The organism is Christensenellaceae bacterium 44-20, assembly GCA_041223705.1.
Taxonomy (GTDB): Bacteria; Bacillota; Clostridia; order Christensenellales; family Christensenellaceae; genus QANA01.
Window position 1 is genome coordinate 589,604 of sequence record JBCLQU010000001.1, and the last position, 16,055, is coordinate 605,658.

Sequence of the window (16,055 nt, forward strand, 5' to 3'; positions counted from 1 at the left end):
CCTAGACTGCATCGATAGGCGCGACGCCCACCGTAACTTCTTCCAGAACATCCAGCAGCACCCGAACCGTCTCCAGCGAGGTGAACATGGCGACGTTGTTCTCGACTGCACAGCGGCGGATGACCCATCCATCCGAATCCTGCATGGGCGAAGCATCCACATCTCTGGTATTGATGACGTAGTTTACGTGCCCTTTTCTCAGAGCTGACGGGATCTCATCGCTCCCCTCGCTGATTTTGGCGACGGCATGTGTGCGAATGCCGTTGGCTTTCAGGTAGCTTGCCGTGCCCTGAGTGGCCTCGATGTTAAAGCCGAGGTCGTAGAACCTGCGGATGAGCGGCAGTGCCGTCTGCTTGTCGCAGTCTGCAATCGTGGCGAGGATGGTGCCGTATTTGGCGATCTTCATGCCCGAAGCCTGAAGCGCTTTATAGAGCGCTCTGGTCAGCTTCTTATCGTAGCCGATGGCCTCGCCGGTGGATTTCATCTCGGGCGAGAGATAGGTATCCATGCCATCCAGCTTGGAGAAGGAGAATACCGGCGCCTTGACGAACCACATCTCTTTTTCCTTGGCATAAAGCTGGGTGAGCCCCTGCTCCTTCAGGCTCTTGCCCAAGATAGCCAGCGTTCCGATATCTGCCATGGAATACCCCGTGGCTTTGGAGAGGAAGGGAACCGTCCGGGAAGAGCGGGCATTCAGCTCGATGATATAGACGTTATCCTCCTTATCGACGATAAACTGAATGTTGAACAGCCCGATGATGCCCACTGCCAGCCCCAGCCGCTTGGTGTAGTCAATGATAGTATTCTTGACTTTCTGGCTTGCTGTAAAGGGCGGATGCACGCTGACGCTGTCGCCCGAGTGGATGCCAGTCTTCTCTACATGCTCCATGATGCCCGGAATGAACACATCCACCCCGTCGCAGACCGCATCCACTTCCATCTCCCGGCCCATGATATACTGGTCGACCAGCACAGGCTGCTTATGGCTGATCTGCACGGAAGTGTTCATATACTCGCGCAGCGCCTGCTCATCGCCGACAATCTGCATCGCCCGGCCGCCCAGAACATAGCTCGGCCGCACCAGCACGGGATAGCCGATTTCCGCCGCCGCCTGCACGCCTTCCTCGATGCTCACCACCGCGACGCCCTTGGGCTGCTTGATGCCGAGGCTCTCGGTGAGCCGCTTGAAGTTATCCCGGTTTTCCGCCCGGCCAATGGCCCGGATATCCGTCCCGATGATCTTGACGCCCAGGCTGTCCAGCGATGCCGCCAGGTTGATGGCCGTCTGCCCGCCCAGCGTTACGATGACACCGTCCGGCTTCTCCATCTCGATGATATTCATGACGTCTTCGGTCAGCAGCGGCTCGAAATAGAGCTTGTCGCTGGTAGTGTAGTCTGTGGAAACCGTCTCGGGGTTGTTGTTGATGATGATGGCCTCATAGCCCGCATCCCGAATTGTCCAGACGGCATGCACCGTGGAATAGTCAAACTCAATGCCCTGCCCGATGCGGATGGGCCCGGAGCCAAGAACGACTATCTTCTTCTTATCGCTGATGATGGATTCGTTTTCATCCTCATAAGTCGAGTAGAAATACGGGACATAGCTGGAGAACTCGCTGGCGCAGGTGTCGATCATCTTGTAGACAGGCATCACGCCCTGCTCCCTGCGCATCAGGAACACTTCCTGCTCGCTCATGCCCCAAACCTGCCCGATGTACTTATCGCTCACGCCCAGCCGCTTGGCCTGGCGCAGCACTTCGCTCTGCATGGGATGCGCTTTCAAAACCGCCTCAAAATCCACGATGTTCTTGATCTTATCCAGGAAGAGCATGTCGATTTTGGTTTCGTTGTAGATCATGCCCAGGTCAATGCCGTTGCGGATGAGCTGCGCGATGGCAAAGACGCGGTCGTCTGTGCCGTCCTTGATATAGGCCAGCAAATCGTCGCTGCTCATATCGTCGAACTTAGGCATATAGAGGTGGCAGACTCCCGTCTCCAGCGAACGGATTGCCTTTAAAAGGCTCTCTTCCAGCGTCCGCCCGATGCTCATGACCTCGCCCGTCGCCTTCATCTGGGTGCTCAAGTGGTTATCTGCGGTGGCGAATTTATCGAACGGGAACCGCGGCACTTTGGTGACGACGTAGTCCAGCGTCGGCTCAAAGCTGGCCGGCGTATTGGCAATGGCAATCTCGTCCAGCGTCATGCCCACGGCAATTTTTGCCGAGACCCGCGCGATGGGGTATCCGCTGGCCTTGGATGCCAGCGCAGAAGATCTGGAAACTCTCGGGTTGACCTCAATCAGGAAATATTGGAAGGAATATGGATCCAGCGCAAACTGCACGTTGCAGCCGCCCTCGATTTTCAGCTCCCGGATGATGCGCAGCGCGCTGTCCCGAAGCAGGTGGTATTCTTTGTTGGTCAGCGTCTGGCTTGGGCAGACGACGATGGAATCGCCCGTATGGATGCCCACTGGGTCGATATTTTCCATGTTGCAGATGGTGATGGCCGTATCGTTGCTGTCCCGGATGACCTCATACTCGATTTCCTTATAGCCTTTGATGCTCTTTTCCACCAGCACCTGCTGCACGGGCGAGATATAGAGCGCGTGCTTGCAGAGCTCGGCCATCTCCTCCGGCGTATCCGCAAAGCCGCCGCCCGTTCCGCCCAGCGTAAAGGCCGGGCGCAGCACGACGGGATAGCCGATCTCCTCCGCCGCCTGAAGGCCCTCTTCGATGCTGTGCACGATGACCGAAGGCAGAACAGGCTCGCCCAGCTTCTCGCAGAGCTCCTTGAAGAGCCCTCTGTCCTCTGCGCGCTCGATGGTATCAAAAGGCGTGCCCAAAATCTCCACCTGGCATTCATCCAGCACGCCCTTCTGCGCCAGCTTCATGGCCAGGTTGAGGCCAACCTGCCCGCCGAATCCCGGCGCGATGGCATCCGGCCGCTCATAGCGGATGACTTTGGCGACGTATTCCAGCGTCAGCGGCTCCATATAAATCTTATCCGCGATATTGGTATCCGTCATGATCGTGGCCGGGTTGGAGTTGATGAGGATCACCTCATATCCCTCTTCCTTGAGCGCAAGGCATGCCTGCGTTCCGGCATAGTCGAACTCTGCGGCCTGTCCGATCACGATAGGGCCAGAGCCGATTACCATTACTTTTTTAATATCTTCTCTCTTAGGCATTGCGCTGATTCTCCTTCATCATTCCAATAAATTGATCGAATAAATAGCCGCTGTCCTGCGGGCCGGGGGCGCTCTCCGGGTGATACTGCACCGAAAAGAGCTTGTCCTCCGGGCATGCCGCGCCTTCCACTGTATCGTCCAGCAGGTTGATATGCGTGGGCACAAGGCCCGTCCCGCCAAGGGAATCCCTATCCACGGCAAAGCTGTGGTTCTGGCTGGTAATTTCAATTTTGCCCGTCAGCAGGTTTTTGACCGGGTGGTTGCCGCCCCGATGCCCGAATTTCATCTTATACGTCTTTGCGCCGCAGGCAATGGAAATCAGCTGATGCCCCATGCAGATGCCGAAAATGGGCAGTTTGCCCCGCAGTACCCGCACCAGCTCGATGACGGGCGTAACATCTTCCGGGTCTCCCGGGCCGTTGGAGAGGAATACGCCGTCCGGCTTGAGATTCAAAATTTCCTGCGCCGGCGTATCAAAAGGCACAACCGTCACATTGCATCCGCGCTTATTGAGCGAGCGGATGATATTGAGCTTGATGCCGCAGTCTACCGCCACCACATGGTAGACCGGGTTGGCCGTTCTGGCATACCATTTCTTTTTGCAGCTCACCCGCGCCACGCCGTCTTTGGGCAGCTCATAGGCTCTCATCGCCGCAAGCGCCTCTTCCCTGGGAGTATCCGGGCTCGTGATCATCACCTTCTGGCTGCCCTCGTTTCGGATAATCCGCGTGATCTTTCTGGTATCCACCCCGCTGATGCCCGGGATGCCGTTTTCCTCCAAAATCTCGGAGAGTGTTTTCGTGTATCGGAAGTTGCTCGGGGAATCGTTGTATTCCCGCACAATCATGCCGCCTATCGTGGGAATTTTGGTCTCGTAGTCTTCGTCTGTGATGCCGTAGTTCCCGATGAGCGGGTAGGTCATCACGACCATCTGATTCGTGTAAGATGGGTCTGAAACAATCTCCTGATAGCCGACCATCGAGGTGTTGAAAACGATCTCGTTGATGGCATCGCACTGCGCGCCAAATCCTTCGCCGTAGAATTCCTGGCCGTTTTCCAGGACAATCTTTTTCATCAATCTTTTTTCCATACTACTCTCCCATCTATCATAGTCAAACGATTCTCTCCAAACACCCGCATCCCTTCAAAGGGCGTGCTGCGGCCTTTGGAGCAAAATTCTTCCGGATTAATCTGATACTGCGCACCCAAATCCCAGACGCACAGATCCGCCGCCGCGCCCGGCTCTATCCTTCCGCCGGGCAGGCCAAATGCCCTTCTCGGCGCGGTGCTTAGCAGCTCCACCAGTTTTTCCAGGCTCAGAATATTTTTCTTCACGAGCCCGGTATAGAGCGCCGGAAAAGCCGTCTCCAGGCCCACGACGCCCATGGCGCTTCCAGCCAGGCCTCTGCTCTTTTCCTCCGCGCTATGCGGCGCATGGTCTGTGGCTATGCAATCGATTGTGCCGTCTATCATCCCCTCGATGAGCGCTTCCCGATCTTCCCGGCTGCGCAGCGGCGGGTTCATCTTAAAGCGGCCGTGCTCCTGCAAATCGTCCTCACAGAGCAACAGGTAGTGCGGCGCAGTCTCACAGCTCACGGGAAGTCCCTCGGCCTTGGCCTGGCGTATCAGTGCGACGCTTTCCTTCGTCGAGACATGGCAGACGTGATAGCGGCATCCTGTCTCCCGGCAGAGCGCCAAATCCCGCTGTATCTGTCCCCATTCGCTCTCGGAGCAAATGCCTCTGTGGCCGTGCTTTTTGGCATACCATCCATCATGGATATATCCGCCGTTTAAAAGCGCCTCGTCTTCGCAGTGCGCCGCAATCATTTTTCCCAGCCGCTTCGCCCGCAGCATGGCCTGGCGCATCAGCTCCTCTGCCTGAACGCCCTTGCCGTCATCCGAAAATGCGACGGCACCCTCTGCCAGCGCATCCAAATCGGCCAGCTCACCGCTGCCCTTCTGCCCCTTGGTGATGCAGGCATAGGGATAGACATGCACAGCCGCATCCCTACCTATGATCTCCTGCTGAGCCAGCAAATGCTCCGGGCTGTCCGGCGGCGGGTTTAAGTTGGGCATTGCGCAAACCGCCGTATACCCGCCTCTGGCCGCCGCCTGCGTCCCGGTTAAAATCGTCTCTTTAAAAGAAAAGCCAGGCTCCCGCAAATGCACATGCACATCTGCGAAACCCGGCAAGATGATGAGATTCTTCAAATGAAAAACGGCGTCGAATCCATCCGATGGGATCGACTCCTGAAGCGTTCGGATACATCCGCCATCAATGGCGAGATCGCTGCGGATAAACCCTTTTTCCGAATATACCGATGCTCCCTTCAGCAATACTTTCATTCGTGGCTCCTTTAGAATTTGTCCATTTCCTAACGCAAACCCTAACACAGAATTATAAGTCAAACCAGCATCTCTGTCAAGGAGCAATTCGACGCCAGCCGCTATTTTCCCTCTTTATTTTCCGGCCGCGGGCCGCTCCTCTGCGCGCTCCCTTTTTCTGGGCTCGGTCTGCCCCATCGCCTTTTCCATCAAAATCTCGTTTTCCTGATAGTAGCCCAGCGAGCGGTAGAGCGCCTGCGCCGCAAAATTTTCCTCGCCTGTCTGCAGTTCAAACCTGCGCACGCCGCTCTGCTCCATGCAGTATGCCTCTGCAAAAGCTATCATTTTGCTGGCCAGGCCCTTTCTTCTATGTTCCTCACAGACGAATACCTCTGTAATTTCCGGCGATACCTCATGGTAGCAGAGGCTCTTTTTCATCTGCACGCAGATGAACCCCGCCAAAACGCCGTCCTCTTCTGCCACTACGGCAATTTCCTGCCGGTTTTGCAGAATGGACTGCTCAATATGCGCCGCGCTGGTCTCGCCTTCGCCGTTAAACTGGTTGCAAAGCCGCAGCAGCTGCTGCGCATCTTCCTTTTTGGCCAAACGTATCATGCCTTGTCCTTCCCCTCCAACGATTCCATAAAATCCTCGACTGCCCCTTGCAGATGAACGATCTCCAGCTCCTCCGCATTCAGCCGCTCCACAAATTCCCGAACCGGCCGCTCTTCCAGACTGAGATCCGAAAAGCGCAGCTCCCCCGCCGCAACGCCAAAGCTGCGATAGGGCTTCCCCGTCTGGCTTTCGTATAAAACTTCCTCAAACACTCTATAACGCTGCATAGTCTGCTCCCCGAAAAACAACTTTTGAGGATAGCATAGCAGAAAATTGTGTATTTGTTTGTCAGTATTTGGCGCTAAAAATTAATTTTTTTGTATCGTTTTCGACATTTGAGATACGGTCAGCCCCGCCGTCTTACTGCCGCATCAGCTGTGTCGTACAGCTAAGGCAGGGCTCTAGATCCGAAAGAAAGCGCAGCTGCCGGCTCCAGTTATCCCGAAGCGCCAAAAAGCGGTATTGTCGAACCCCGTCGGCAAATACCAGCAGCCCGCAGGCGCAAACCGTATGCCTGGCATATTTCCCGGAGAACAGCGAGATAACAAAAGGCCGCCGCTGTTTCATGAGCGCCTCCCAATAGGAGAAGCCTCTGAAATATCTGCTTTGCGCCCGCGTTTGCGGATACCCGAAAGCCTTCCAAACGGCGTTGGCAAGCATGTGGTTGAAAAACGCGACTGTGCCATAGCGCCCGAGTATTCGGTATTTCCGCGCCTTTTTGCGCACAGCCTGATAGAGCGCCGGCGGATCGCCCGGGATTTGCTCATATCCATTCCGCGCGAAAAACAGCATCGCATTGCAGATGGCGGAAAGCGTGCAGTTTGGCAGGCTCTTTCCGCTTCTCGTCTCGTAATCCCGCTGTAGCCAATCGCCCGTTTGCTCCAGAAAAATGCTCTGATCGGCCAGCAGTTCAAATTGCCGCCCCGGAAAGCGGTTTTGCAGATATGCCGCAGGATCCGTGATAACCCCGCCCCTGCTATTCTGCTCTCTGCACCGTCTGCCCATCAGGAAAAGGCTTCCTTTTCGTGGTTGCCGGCGATCAGCCGCTCAATCGCCTCATCCGTATAGGAGAGAAGGTGCCCGAAGGAGCGGGCAATCTCTTTGCGCTCCTGGCCGGCATAGCGCCCCTCTTCCTGAAGCTGTTTTTTTCTCTGCTTGAGCTCCAGATACTCCGACAAGACCTCTTCGCTCTGATAGAACAGGATGTTATATGTCCCCCGGTTCAGGGAAACCGGAAACAAATCCGTCAGCAGAGGATCGTCTTCCCGGTAAAGCTTGGTCCCATACTGCGCGCAGATGCTCTCAGCGGCCTGCGCCAGCTCTTCGCGCAGCTGCCGATCCCTGACAGGGTGCGCCAAAGCCAGCTTTTTCACCCCTGCGCGCACTACCTCGTTAAACGCGTCGATCACGCCCATCGCATAGGAAAAACTGTCCATCTCCCGCATCACGTTTCTCTTCCTTCCCTCCAATAGTTGATTCCGGCCTTTCTGGCCTGAGCATGCTGATGCTGTCTGGCAATCCGATAGAGCTTTCCGTCTTTTTTTAGCCGGGCGCCCGTCTGCTTAAAATAGAAGGAAACATCCGCCTGCTCGCACTGCTTTTTCAGGCCCAAAACCCAGTCATAATCGCAAACCCGCGCCTGGTTTCCTGATTCTCCGCCCGCCACCACATGCCTGACCCAGCCGCCCAGATAGGGCGATAAATCGATGGCCGAAAGCAGCGGCTCGCAGACGATCCCTTTGTGCCGCGCGGGCACATCCCGCAGAACCGGAAGCCGCCGCTCCGCCATCTGCTGGTTTTCCACCGTGCAGTTGATCTCGACGTTTTCATACCCGTCGCCCCAATCCGGCGGCAAACAGCGCTCCAGCCGCTCAATCCGCTTGGTAATAAAAAAGAACTGCACATCGCTGCGCTCGCGCATCATGCGCCAAGCCTCCCCGCGCCATTCGTCTGCCTCCTCCAGCAGGAAATCCGAAGTGAAGCAGGTGGCGAGGTGCGCTCCGGATGGAATTTTATAGCCGCCCTCTCTGTTTTTGCGTATAGGCAGGTTAAAATTCTGTGTTTTATAAACCTTGCTGGCGTCTTTTTCATGCCGCTCATCCATGCGGTAAACATAGCAGTGCATACATCCCGCGCTGACTTTATGGCATCCATGCCAGGGGTTCCAGGCAATCGATCCTCTAAACCGCACCGCCCAGCACCCTTTCCGCATAAGCGACGCTGCCCATGGCATCCGGCGAATAGAAATCCGCCCCAATCTCATCGGCATAATCCTGGGTCAGAACCGCGCCGCCCACCATCACTTTGCAATCCGTCTCCTTTTTCAGCAGCTCGATGGTGGCCTGCATATTGACGACCGTCGTCGTCATCAGCGCGCTCAGGCCAACCAGGCGAACCTCCTGCTCTTTTGCCGCCTGCACGACTGCCTGCGGCTCCACATCCTTGCCCAGATCGACCACATCGTATCCATAGTTTTCCAGCAATACTTTCACAATATTTTTGCCAATATCATGAATATCGCCCTTGACCGTTGCCAGGATGATCTTTCCTTTTTTCTGCTCTGCGCCGCCTTCTTTGCGCAGTTTCTCCCGCACGGCGCCAAAGGCCGCCTTGGCCGCTTCGGCGCTCATCAAAAGCTGGGGCAGGAAGACGCGCTTTTCCGCAAACCCTTTGCCCACTTCATCCAGCGCAGGCACCAGAATCTCGCTAATAACTTCCAGCGGCGCCCGCCGTTCCAGCTCTTCCTTAGCCGCCGCCTCTGCCTGCTCTGCAAGCCCGCGCAAAACTGCCCCATGCAGGCTCATCTGTGCTTCCGGCGCTTTCTCTTTGGCCTGTGCATCTGCGTATCGCCGGATATACCCCGCGCAGCCCTCGTCCAGCCCCATCAGGGCGCTGTAGGCATAGGCCGCGCGCATCATCGCCTCGCTGCCCGGGTTGATGATGCCGGCTGAAAGCCCGTTTTGCAGGGCCATGGTGAAGAAAGCTGTGTTGATGCCCTCCCGCTCGGGCAGCCCAAAGGAAATATTCGAGACGCCAAGGGAAGTATGCACGCCCAGGCGCTCCCGCACCATCTTCAGCGTCTCCAGCGTTACCTTCGCATTCTCCGCGCCCGTGCTGATCGTCATGGCCAGCGGATCGACGATGATATCCTTCCTCGCGATCCCCATTTCTTCTGCTCTCAGCACGATCTTCTCCGCGATGGCAAAGCGGCCTTCTGCCGTCTGGGGAATGCCCGCCTCGTCCAGCGTCAGCGCGATGACCGCCGCGCCGTACTTTTTGACCAGCGGCAAAACCTGTGCGAGGCTCTCTTCCTTGCCGCTGACGGAGTTTAAAAGCGGCTTGCCGTTATAGAGGCGCAGGGCGCGCTCCATCGCCGAACTATCTGCCGTATCGATCTGCAGGGGCAAATCCAGAATGCCCTGAAGCCCGCAAACCGCCTGCTCCATCAGTTTGGGCTCATCAATCCCGGGCAGGCCGACGTTGACATCCAGAATATCCGCGCCATGCTCCGCCTGGGCAATCCCCTCCTGATAGAGATAGTTCATATCCTCATCCCGCAGCGCCTGCCTTAGCTTTGGCTTGCCCGTCGGGTTCAGGCGCTCTCCGATGATCACCGGCTTTCCGCCAAAGAAAACCGCATGAGAATAGGAAGATACCGCCGTAATGTTTTTTTGTCGGATGGGCAGCGGCTGCAAGGCTTTGCAGCGCTCCACCAGTTTGTGCATATGTTCGCGCCCGGCGCCGCAGCAGCCGCCAATCACGCTGGCGCCTGCCCGCACCAGGGCCTCTCCCTGCCGGGCAAATTCCTCTGAGCCCAGCGCATAAGACGGCCTTCCGTTGACGACAACCGGCAAACCCGCATTTGGTTTGACTGCGATCGGGATGCTGGTGCAGGCGCGCATCCGGGGCAAGAGAGCCAGCATCTGCTCCGGGCCAAGGCCGCAGTTCATGCCAAGCGCATCTACGCCTAGCCCCTCCAGCAGGCAGACTACCGCCTCTATATCGCCGCCCGTGAGCAATTTTCCCTGCTCGTCGAAGGTCATCATCGCGATAACGGGCAGTTCGCTCTGCTCTTTTGCCGCCAAGACCGCCGCCTTCATCTCGTAGGTATCGCTCATGGTTTCGATGACGATCAGCTCTGCGCCAGCTTTGACTCCTGCCTGTACCATTTCCGCAAACGCCGCATAGGCCTCTTCAAAGCCCAAATCGCCCATCGGCCGAAGCAGTTTTCCTGTAGGACCTAAATCCAGCGCAACACAGCCCCTACCTTCCATGGCCACAGCTCTTTTTGCGATTTCAACGCCCTTCTGCACAATCTCGCTCACCGAATGGCCGCTTTCCTTCAGCTTGAAGCGGTTGGCGCCAAACGTATTGGCAAAAATAATATCACAGCCGCAGGCGAGATAGCCCGCGTGAATTTCCAAAATCTCCTGCTCGTGCGAGCAGTTCCATAGTTCGGGCAACTCTCCCGCCAAAAGCCCTCTGTTTTGAAGCTCTGTGCCCATGGCGCCGTCCAAAAACATCAGCTCTTTTCCCAGCTTCTCCCGCAAGTTTCTTTCCATGCTAGCTCTCCCAATTTCTAAATGCGCAGTCCTGCTTGCTGCAAGCCTGACAGCCGCTTTTTTCGCCCCTCCTGCAGGTATGCGAAAGGCCGATAAAGGCGGTAACGGATTTTGTCGGTGTCATCATATTGCCGTCCGTCAGGCTGACGCCCAGGCGCCGCCTGCAATCCAGCAATGCAAAAAAATCCCGCTGTGTCTCCAGCGCCAAATCTCCATAGCCTGGGCTATAGCGCGGGCGCAGAAACAGCCCGCTTCTTTCCTTTTCCGCGGCAATTTCCCGGCAAACGCCGTCCAGATAGTATTCCAGCATCTCTGCGCATACTGCCTGCGCAATGGCGGCATCGGCCATCGAGCGCGCCTGATAGCGCCGCACCTGCAAATCTGCCTCCACACCCAGCGTCGCCGCAATGAGAATGACGCGCCCGCATCCAGCCAGATTGCGCGCCAATAATGCGCTGGGAAACAAAATCCCCTCGATTACCACTCCATCGCGCTCCGCGCAGCAGGCTTTTTCCAGGTAAATATGCCGCGGCGCCACCGACCGCTCCAGCTGAGCAATCACCGCCTCAATTTTCTGCTGTTCCGCCGGCTGGGGCGCGGTGCCCTGGTAGCCCAAATACCGCCAGACTTCGCGCCTGCGAATCTCCATCACCCGATCATCTCCGAAAGGTTTCTCATGATGCTGCCCGCGATATCCGGCTTATTCATGGAGTAAATATGGATATGGTTCACGCCGTTTGCGATGAGATCGATGATCTGCTCGCTCGCATAGGCGATGCCCGCCTGCCGCATTGCCGCCGGGTGATCGGCAAACTTATCCACAATCGCCCGGAAGCGCGGCGGCAGGGCCGTCCCGGAAAGCGAGCAAATTCTGGTGATCTGCTTGCTGTTGGTAACGGGCATGATGCCCGCGATCACCGGAACGTCGACTCCGGCTTTGAGCAGCCGGAACATGAAATTATAGAGAATGTTGTTGTCGAAAAACATCTGCGTCGTCAAAAACTGGCAGCCGCTCTCCACTTTTTGGCGAATGCCCCAAATATCCTTTTCCAGCGACTGGGATTCCGGATGCCCTTCCGGATAGCACGCGCCGCCCACGCAGAACCCCTCCTTTGCGCAGATCTCCTGCGCCAGCTGGCTGGCATGCTGATAGGTGCCCAGCTTACCGCCCTCTACGATATCTCCCCGCAAGGCCAGCACATTCTCAATCCCTTTTTGCCGCAGCTCCGCCAAAACGCTTTCGATCTTTTGCCGATCTGAATTGACGCAGGTCAGGTGCGCCAGCGCTGTAATGCCGTTGACATTCTGAATCTCATTTGCAATACTCACGGTATTTTCGCTGTTGCCGCCGCCCGCTCCATAGGTTACGCTCATAAAAGCAGGGCCGATCTCCGCCATTTGCCGCACAACCTTTTTTGCATCTTCCAGAGCAGTCCCGGCTTTGGGCGGGAACAGCTCGCAGGAAACCGTTACCTTCTTTTGCTTTAAAATATCAGTAATTTTCATCGCGCTCTATCTTCCCCGAAATTCCTTTCCCGTATATTCAAGATTTTCTATGGCAACCACTGCCGTGCGCGCAAGAGTCTGCGCGCCGAATTCCTTTGCTGCAAATTCGGGAACATATTTTTCCACCAGGCTCCGCAATGCCCGTTCCCTTTCGCCCGCATCTTCTATCACTCTCGCCTCTCCAAACACGACGGCGCTCTCATATTTTGTATTGACCGCACAGGCCTGCCCGGCATTCTTGTCGTAGCTCAGGCCAAATTCCTGGCAGACCTCCAAGCAGACCCGCCCATCGCGCAGCATATTTTCCAGCTTCTCGCCCTCTGCCGCGCCGTGAAGATAGATCTTGCCATCCAGCATCACAAACTGCACGGGCACGACATACGGCGCACCATTTTGCCGAATCGTGCCAAGATGCCCGGTTTTCGCCCTTTCCAGCAGTTCTAGCGTCTGCTTCGGCCGCATCATCTGCTTTTTTGTCCGTTCCCGCATGTTCCATCGCCCTTCTTTTTGATATTGAACATATTATAGCACAAAATGTTCTGCGTGTACCTTTCTGCGCAAATAAAAAAAGAGCAGCGTTTTTTCACTGCTCTTTTCTTCTATTCCCCGCTGGCAGGCAATTGCTGCTGCGCCGGTTTGCGGATGAACTTCGGCTGCTGGGCAAGCTTGATGGTATCCTTTGTTACCACACAGGTCTGCACATCTTCCTCCGAAGGCACTTCAAACATCGCATCCATCATGATCGATTCAATGATGGAGCGCAGGCCTCTGGCGCCGGTATTGCGCTCAATCGCCTGCTTCGCGATCTCTTCGACGGCATCCTGCTCAAACTGCAGTTCAACGCCATCCAGCTCAAACAGCTTTTTATACTGCTTGGTCAGCGCGTTTTTCGGCTTTGTCAGGATATTGACCAGCGCCTCTTCCGTCAGCGCTTCCAGCGATACCACAATCGGAATACGGCCGACAAACTCTGGAATCATGCCAAATTTCAGCAAATCCTCCGGCTGAAGCTGGGAAAACAGCGCGCCTTGGTTGCGCTCTTTTTTGGTCTGCACATCTGCGCCAAATCCCATGGATTTCTTGCCGACCCGTCGCTCGATAATATCCTCCAGGCCGACAAAAGCGCCGCCGCAGATAAAGAGAATATTCGTCGTATCGATCTGCAAAAACTCCTGATGCGGATGCTTGCGCCCACCCTGCGGCGGAACGCTGGCGACCGTCCCTTCCAGGATTTTCAGCAGCGCCTGCTGCACGCCTTCGCCCGAAACATCTCTGGTGATCGAAGGGCTCTCGCTCTTTCTGGCAATCTTATCGATCTCGTCGATATAGATGATGCCCTTCTGAGCCTTCTCGATGTTGTAATCCGCCGCCTGGATGAGCTTGAGCAGAATATTTTCCACATCCTCGCCCACATAGCCCGCCTCTGTCAGCGCGGTCGCATCGGCGATGGCAAAGGGGACATTCAAAATCCGCGCCAGCGTCTGCGCCAGCAGCGTCTTGCCGCACCCCGTCGGCCCAAGCATCAGGATATTGCTCTTGGAGAGCTCGACGTCGTCTGTCTGCTGGGAAGTCATAATCCGCTTATAGTGATTATAGACGGCCACAGACAGGTATTTTTTCGCCTTTTCCTGCCCGATGACATATTCATCCAGCGCGGCGACGATCTCCGCCGGCTTTGGCAAATCGCCCAAATCCGGCGCGGAATCCGCCGAGAAATCCTCCTGGATAATCTCCCTGCAAAGCTCAATGCATTCATCGCAGATATATACCCCAGGCCCCGCGACAATCCGCCGAACCTGCTCCTGGTATTTTCCGCAGAATGAACATTTAACCGGCTTTGTCTCGTCAGTTTTATTGTTCATATTCACCTCAAATTAGCGTCTTGCAGGAATGACCTCGTCAATGAGCCCATATTCCTTCGCCTCGCCGGCGGCCATATAGAAATCACGCTCCATATCCGCCTTCAGAGTTTCCAGGGGTTTGCCCGTGCGCTCAGCAAGAATCTTCGCCAACTTTTCCTTGATCTTCAAAATTTGTTTTGCCTGGATCTCAATATCCGTGGCCTGGCCTCTGGCCCCGCCCAGCGGCTGATGGATCATGATCTCGCTGTTAGGCAGTGCTTTGCGCTTTCCCTTTGCGCCCGAAGCCAGCAAAAACGCGCCCATGGATGCCGCCAGCCCGATGCAGATGGTCGAAACATCGCATTTGATATACTGCATGGTATCATAGATGGCCATGCCCGCCGAAACCGAGCCGCCCGGGCTGTTGATATACATGAAGATATCCTTATCCGGATCCTCGGCTTCCAGGAAAATCATCTGCGCCACGACCAGATTGGCCGTCAAATCGTCGATCTCTCCCGACAGAAAGATAATTCTATCCTTCAGCAGACGCGAATAAATATCATAGCTGCGTTCTCCGCGGTTTGTCTGTTCAATTACGATAGGTACATAACTCAAAAGTTCTCAACTCCTTTTTATCGCGCCAAAAGGTGCTCTTGCTTATTCTTCGGTTTTCTCTTCCGCCTTCTCTTCTTTCTTAGCGGCTGCTTTCTTTGCAGGCTTGGTTACCTTCGCGTTTTTGACCAGGAATTCGATGAGCGCATCATAGTCTGCTCTCTCTGTAATATATTCCAGCTCTTCCGGCTTTATTTCCTTTTTGAAATCCTCGAAGGTTTTATTCTGCATTTCGGCAAAAGACGCAATGCTCTTATCCACTGCCTGCTCATCTGCCTTGATCTGTTCCTGGTTCTTAATCGCCTCCAGCACGAGCTGTGCCTTGACGGCCGATTCAGCACCCGGGCGAGCCTGCTCTCTCATTTTATCCATTGTGAGGCCGGTATATTCCAAATACTGCTGCATATTCAGGCCCTGATACATGAGGCTGTAGCTCATTTCCTGAATCTGGCTGTCGATCTGATTGTCGATCATGCAGGCCGGGATATCCACTTTACTCTCCTCGACGATTTTGCCCAGGATGACGTTCTCCAGCTCTCTCTTGTTCTGATCTTCCACGCGCTTTTTCAGCTTTTCTTTGAGATCTGCCTGATATTCTTCAAAGGTATCGAACTCGGAAATATCCTGCGCGAACTCGTCGTCCGCCTTGGGCAGCTGTTTTTCCTTGACGGAAACCAGCTTAATGGCAAAAACCGCGGGCTTTCCAGCCAGCTCCTTGGCGTGGTACTGCTCGGGGAAGGTTACCTCAATTTCCTTTTCCTCGCCAGCTTTCAGGCCCACCACCTGCTCCTCAAAACCAGGGATGAAGGTTCCGCTTCCCAGATCCAGCGTCTGCCCCTCTGCCGTGCCGCCCTCGAACTTCACGCCATCCACGCTACCCGAGTAATCCAGCACGACTTTATCGCCGTTTTTCGCCGCACGATCGACTTCCTCGAAGCGGGCGTTCTGCTCGATCACTTTCTCGACTTCCGCCTTGACGTCTTTGGCCAAAACTTTCTTGCCCTCGAACTCGACTGCGACGTTCTTATAATCGCCCAGTTCCACTTCCGGCTTCACATAAAGCTCCGCCTTCACCACCATCGGCTTGCCCTCTTCCATGGAGATGATATCCACATTCTCCGGGCGGGAAACCGCGAAAATCTCTTTCTCTTCCAGCGCAGCGCTGTAGGCATCCGGGAAAGCAATCTCAAACGCATCTTCAAAGAACACATTTTTGCCGTAGAACTGCTCGATAACGGCCTTTGGCGCACGGCCTTTGCGGAAACCGGGCACGTTGATCTTGCCCTTGTTTTTATTGTAGGCCTTGAGCGAAGCCTGTTTCAGCAGATCCTGCGAAATCTCAAACTCGATCTCGATCTTATTCTTTTCCAATTCCTTGACGTTTGCCATCTTTTTCCTCCATAT

Annotated in this window: 15 protein-coding genes; all 15 read right to left on the reverse strand. The window is 55.5% G+C overall.

Features of this window, described 5'->3' with window-relative positions; all coding sequences use genetic code 11:
- Window position 1: 1 nt before the first annotated feature.
- The gene (gene carB, locus AALG83_03180; GenBank protein ID MEY8382152.1) at window positions 2–3,187 is read right to left on the reverse strand and encodes a carbamoyl-phosphate synthase large subunit; all 3,186 of its coding nucleotides are present in this window, start codon (window positions 3,185–3,187) and stop codon (window positions 2–4) included.
- The gene (carA, locus tag AALG83_03185; GenBank protein ID MEY8382153.1) at window positions 3,180–4,262 is read right to left on the reverse strand and encodes a glutamine-hydrolyzing carbamoyl-phosphate synthase small subunit; all 1,083 of its coding nucleotides are present in this window, start codon (window positions 4,260–4,262) and stop codon (window positions 3,180–3,182) included. Before carA ends, carB begins: the two co-directional genes overlap by 8 nt.
- Complete coding sequence (locus AALG83_03190; GenBank protein MEY8382154.1) at window positions 4,262–5,533, reverse strand: dihydroorotase; 1,272 nt, start codon at window positions 5,531–5,533, stop codon at window positions 4,262–4,264. The genes carA and AALG83_03190 overlap by 1 nt, the downstream gene beginning before the upstream one ends.
- 114 nt (window positions 5,534–5,647) lie before the next feature.
- On the reverse strand, window positions 5,648–6,127 hold the full coding sequence (locus tag AALG83_03195; GenBank protein MEY8382155.1) for a GNAT family N-acetyltransferase: 480 nt from the start codon (window positions 6,125–6,127) through the stop codon (window positions 5,648–5,650).
- Window positions 6,124–6,354, reverse strand: coding sequence for a hypothetical protein (locus AALG83_03200; GenBank protein MEY8382156.1), 231 nt, complete (start codon window positions 6,352–6,354; stop codon window positions 6,124–6,126). The genes AALG83_03195 and AALG83_03200 overlap by 4 nt, the downstream gene beginning before the upstream one ends.
- Window positions 6,355–6,487: 133 nt before the next feature.
- Window positions 6,488–7,132 (reverse strand): hypothetical protein, encoded by a 645-nt coding sequence (locus AALG83_03205; GenBank protein ID MEY8382157.1) that lies wholly within the window; start codon window positions 7,130–7,132, stop codon window positions 6,488–6,490.
- On the reverse strand, window positions 7,132–7,572 hold the full coding sequence (locus AALG83_03210; GenBank protein ID MEY8382158.1) for a hypothetical protein: 441 nt from the start codon (window positions 7,570–7,572) through the stop codon (window positions 7,132–7,134). Before AALG83_03210 ends, AALG83_03205 begins: the two co-directional genes overlap by 1 nt.
- Window positions 7,572–8,318, reverse strand: coding sequence for a DUF5131 family protein (locus AALG83_03215; GenBank protein ID MEY8382159.1), 747 nt, complete (start codon window positions 8,316–8,318; stop codon window positions 7,572–7,574). The genes AALG83_03210 and AALG83_03215 overlap by 1 nt, the downstream gene beginning before the upstream one ends.
- Window positions 8,308–10,689 carry a homocysteine S-methyltransferase family protein gene (locus AALG83_03220; GenBank protein ID MEY8382160.1) on the reverse strand — a complete coding sequence of 794 codons (2,382 nt, stop codon included), beginning with the start codon at window positions 10,687–10,689 and terminating at the stop codon, window positions 8,308–8,310. The genes AALG83_03215 and AALG83_03220 overlap by 11 nt, the downstream gene beginning before the upstream one ends.
- A gap of 1 nt (window position 10,690) precedes the next feature.
- Entirely contained in the window at window positions 10,691–11,338 is a 648-nt protein-coding gene (locus AALG83_03225) for a vitamin B12 dependent-methionine synthase activation domain-containing protein (GenBank protein ID MEY8382161.1), read from the reverse strand.
- Window positions 11,338–12,195 carry a methylenetetrahydrofolate reductase gene (locus AALG83_03230; GenBank protein MEY8382162.1) on the reverse strand — a complete coding sequence of 286 codons (858 nt, stop codon included), beginning with the start codon at window positions 12,193–12,195 and terminating at the stop codon, window positions 11,338–11,340. Before AALG83_03230 ends, AALG83_03225 begins: the two co-directional genes overlap by 1 nt.
- Window positions 12,196–12,201: 6 nt before the next feature.
- Entirely contained in the window at window positions 12,202–12,684 is a 483-nt protein-coding gene (locus AALG83_03235; GenBank protein ID MEY8382163.1) for a pyridoxamine 5'-phosphate oxidase family protein, read from the reverse strand.
- A 110-nt stretch (window positions 12,685–12,794) separates the two neighbouring features.
- The gene (gene clpX, locus AALG83_03240) at window positions 12,795–14,057 is read right to left on the reverse strand and encodes an ATP-dependent Clp protease ATP-binding subunit ClpX (GenBank protein ID MEY8382164.1); all 1,263 of its coding nucleotides are present in this window, start codon (window positions 14,055–14,057) and stop codon (window positions 12,795–12,797) included.
- Between the two features lie 12 nt (window positions 14,058–14,069).
- Window positions 14,070–14,654, reverse strand: a complete 585-nt coding sequence (gene clpP, locus AALG83_03245) for an ATP-dependent Clp endopeptidase proteolytic subunit ClpP (protein ID MEY8382165.1) — start codon at window positions 14,652–14,654, stop codon at window positions 14,070–14,072.
- 42 nt (window positions 14,655–14,696) lie between these two features.
- Complete coding sequence (gene tig / locus AALG83_03250) at window positions 14,697–16,040, reverse strand: trigger factor (GenBank protein ID MEY8382166.1); 1,344 nt, start codon at window positions 16,038–16,040, stop codon at window positions 14,697–14,699.
- Window positions 16,041–16,055: the final 15 nt, after the last annotated feature.

Coding starts and splice junctions, on each gene's coding strand:
- AALG83_03195 (MEY8382155.1), bottom strand. CDS start 6,127: ATGATACGTTTGGCCAAAAAGGAAGATGCGCAGCAGCTGCTGCGGCTT.
- AALG83_03230 (MEY8382162.1), bottom strand. CDS start 12,195: ATGAAAATTACTGATATTTTAAAGCAAAAGAAGGTAACGGTTTCCTGC.
- AALG83_03200 (MEY8382156.1), bottom strand. CDS start 6,354: ATGCAGCGTTATAGAGTGTTTGAGGAAGTTTTATACGAAAGCCAGACG.
- AALG83_03225 (MEY8382161.1), bottom strand. CDS start 11,338: ATGGAGATTCGCAGGCGCGAAGTCTGGCGGTATTTGGGCTACCAGGGC.
- AALG83_03235 (MEY8382163.1), bottom strand. CDS start 12,684: ATGCGGGAACGGACAAAAAAGCAGATGATGCGGCCGAAGCAGACGCTA.
- AALG83_03190 (MEY8382154.1), bottom strand. CDS start 5,533: ATGAAAGTATTGCTGAAGGGAGCATCGGTATATTCGGAAAAAGGGTTT.
- AALG83_03210 (MEY8382158.1), bottom strand. CDS start 7,572: ATGCGGGAGATGGACAGTTTTTCCTATGCGATGGGCGTGATCGACGCG.
- tig (MEY8382166.1), bottom strand. CDS start 16,040: ATGGCAAACGTCAAGGAATTGGAAAAGAATAAGATCGAGATCGAGTTT.
- carA (MEY8382153.1), bottom strand. CDS start 4,262: ATGAAAAAGATTGTCCTGGAAAACGGCCAGGAATTCTACGGCGAAGGA.
- AALG83_03205 (MEY8382157.1), bottom strand. CDS start 7,132: ATGGGCAGACGGTGCAGAGAGCAGAATAGCAGGGGCGGGGTTATCACG.
- AALG83_03220 (MEY8382160.1), bottom strand. CDS start 10,689: ATGGAAAGAAACTTGCGGGAGAAGCTGGGAAAAGAGCTGATGTTTTTG.
- clpX (MEY8382164.1), bottom strand. CDS start 14,057: ATGAACAATAAAACTGACGAGACAAAGCCGGTTAAATGTTCATTCTGC.
- carB (MEY8382152.1), bottom strand. CDS start 3,187: ATGCCTAAGAGAGAAGATATTAAAAAAGTAATGGTAATCGGCTCTGGC.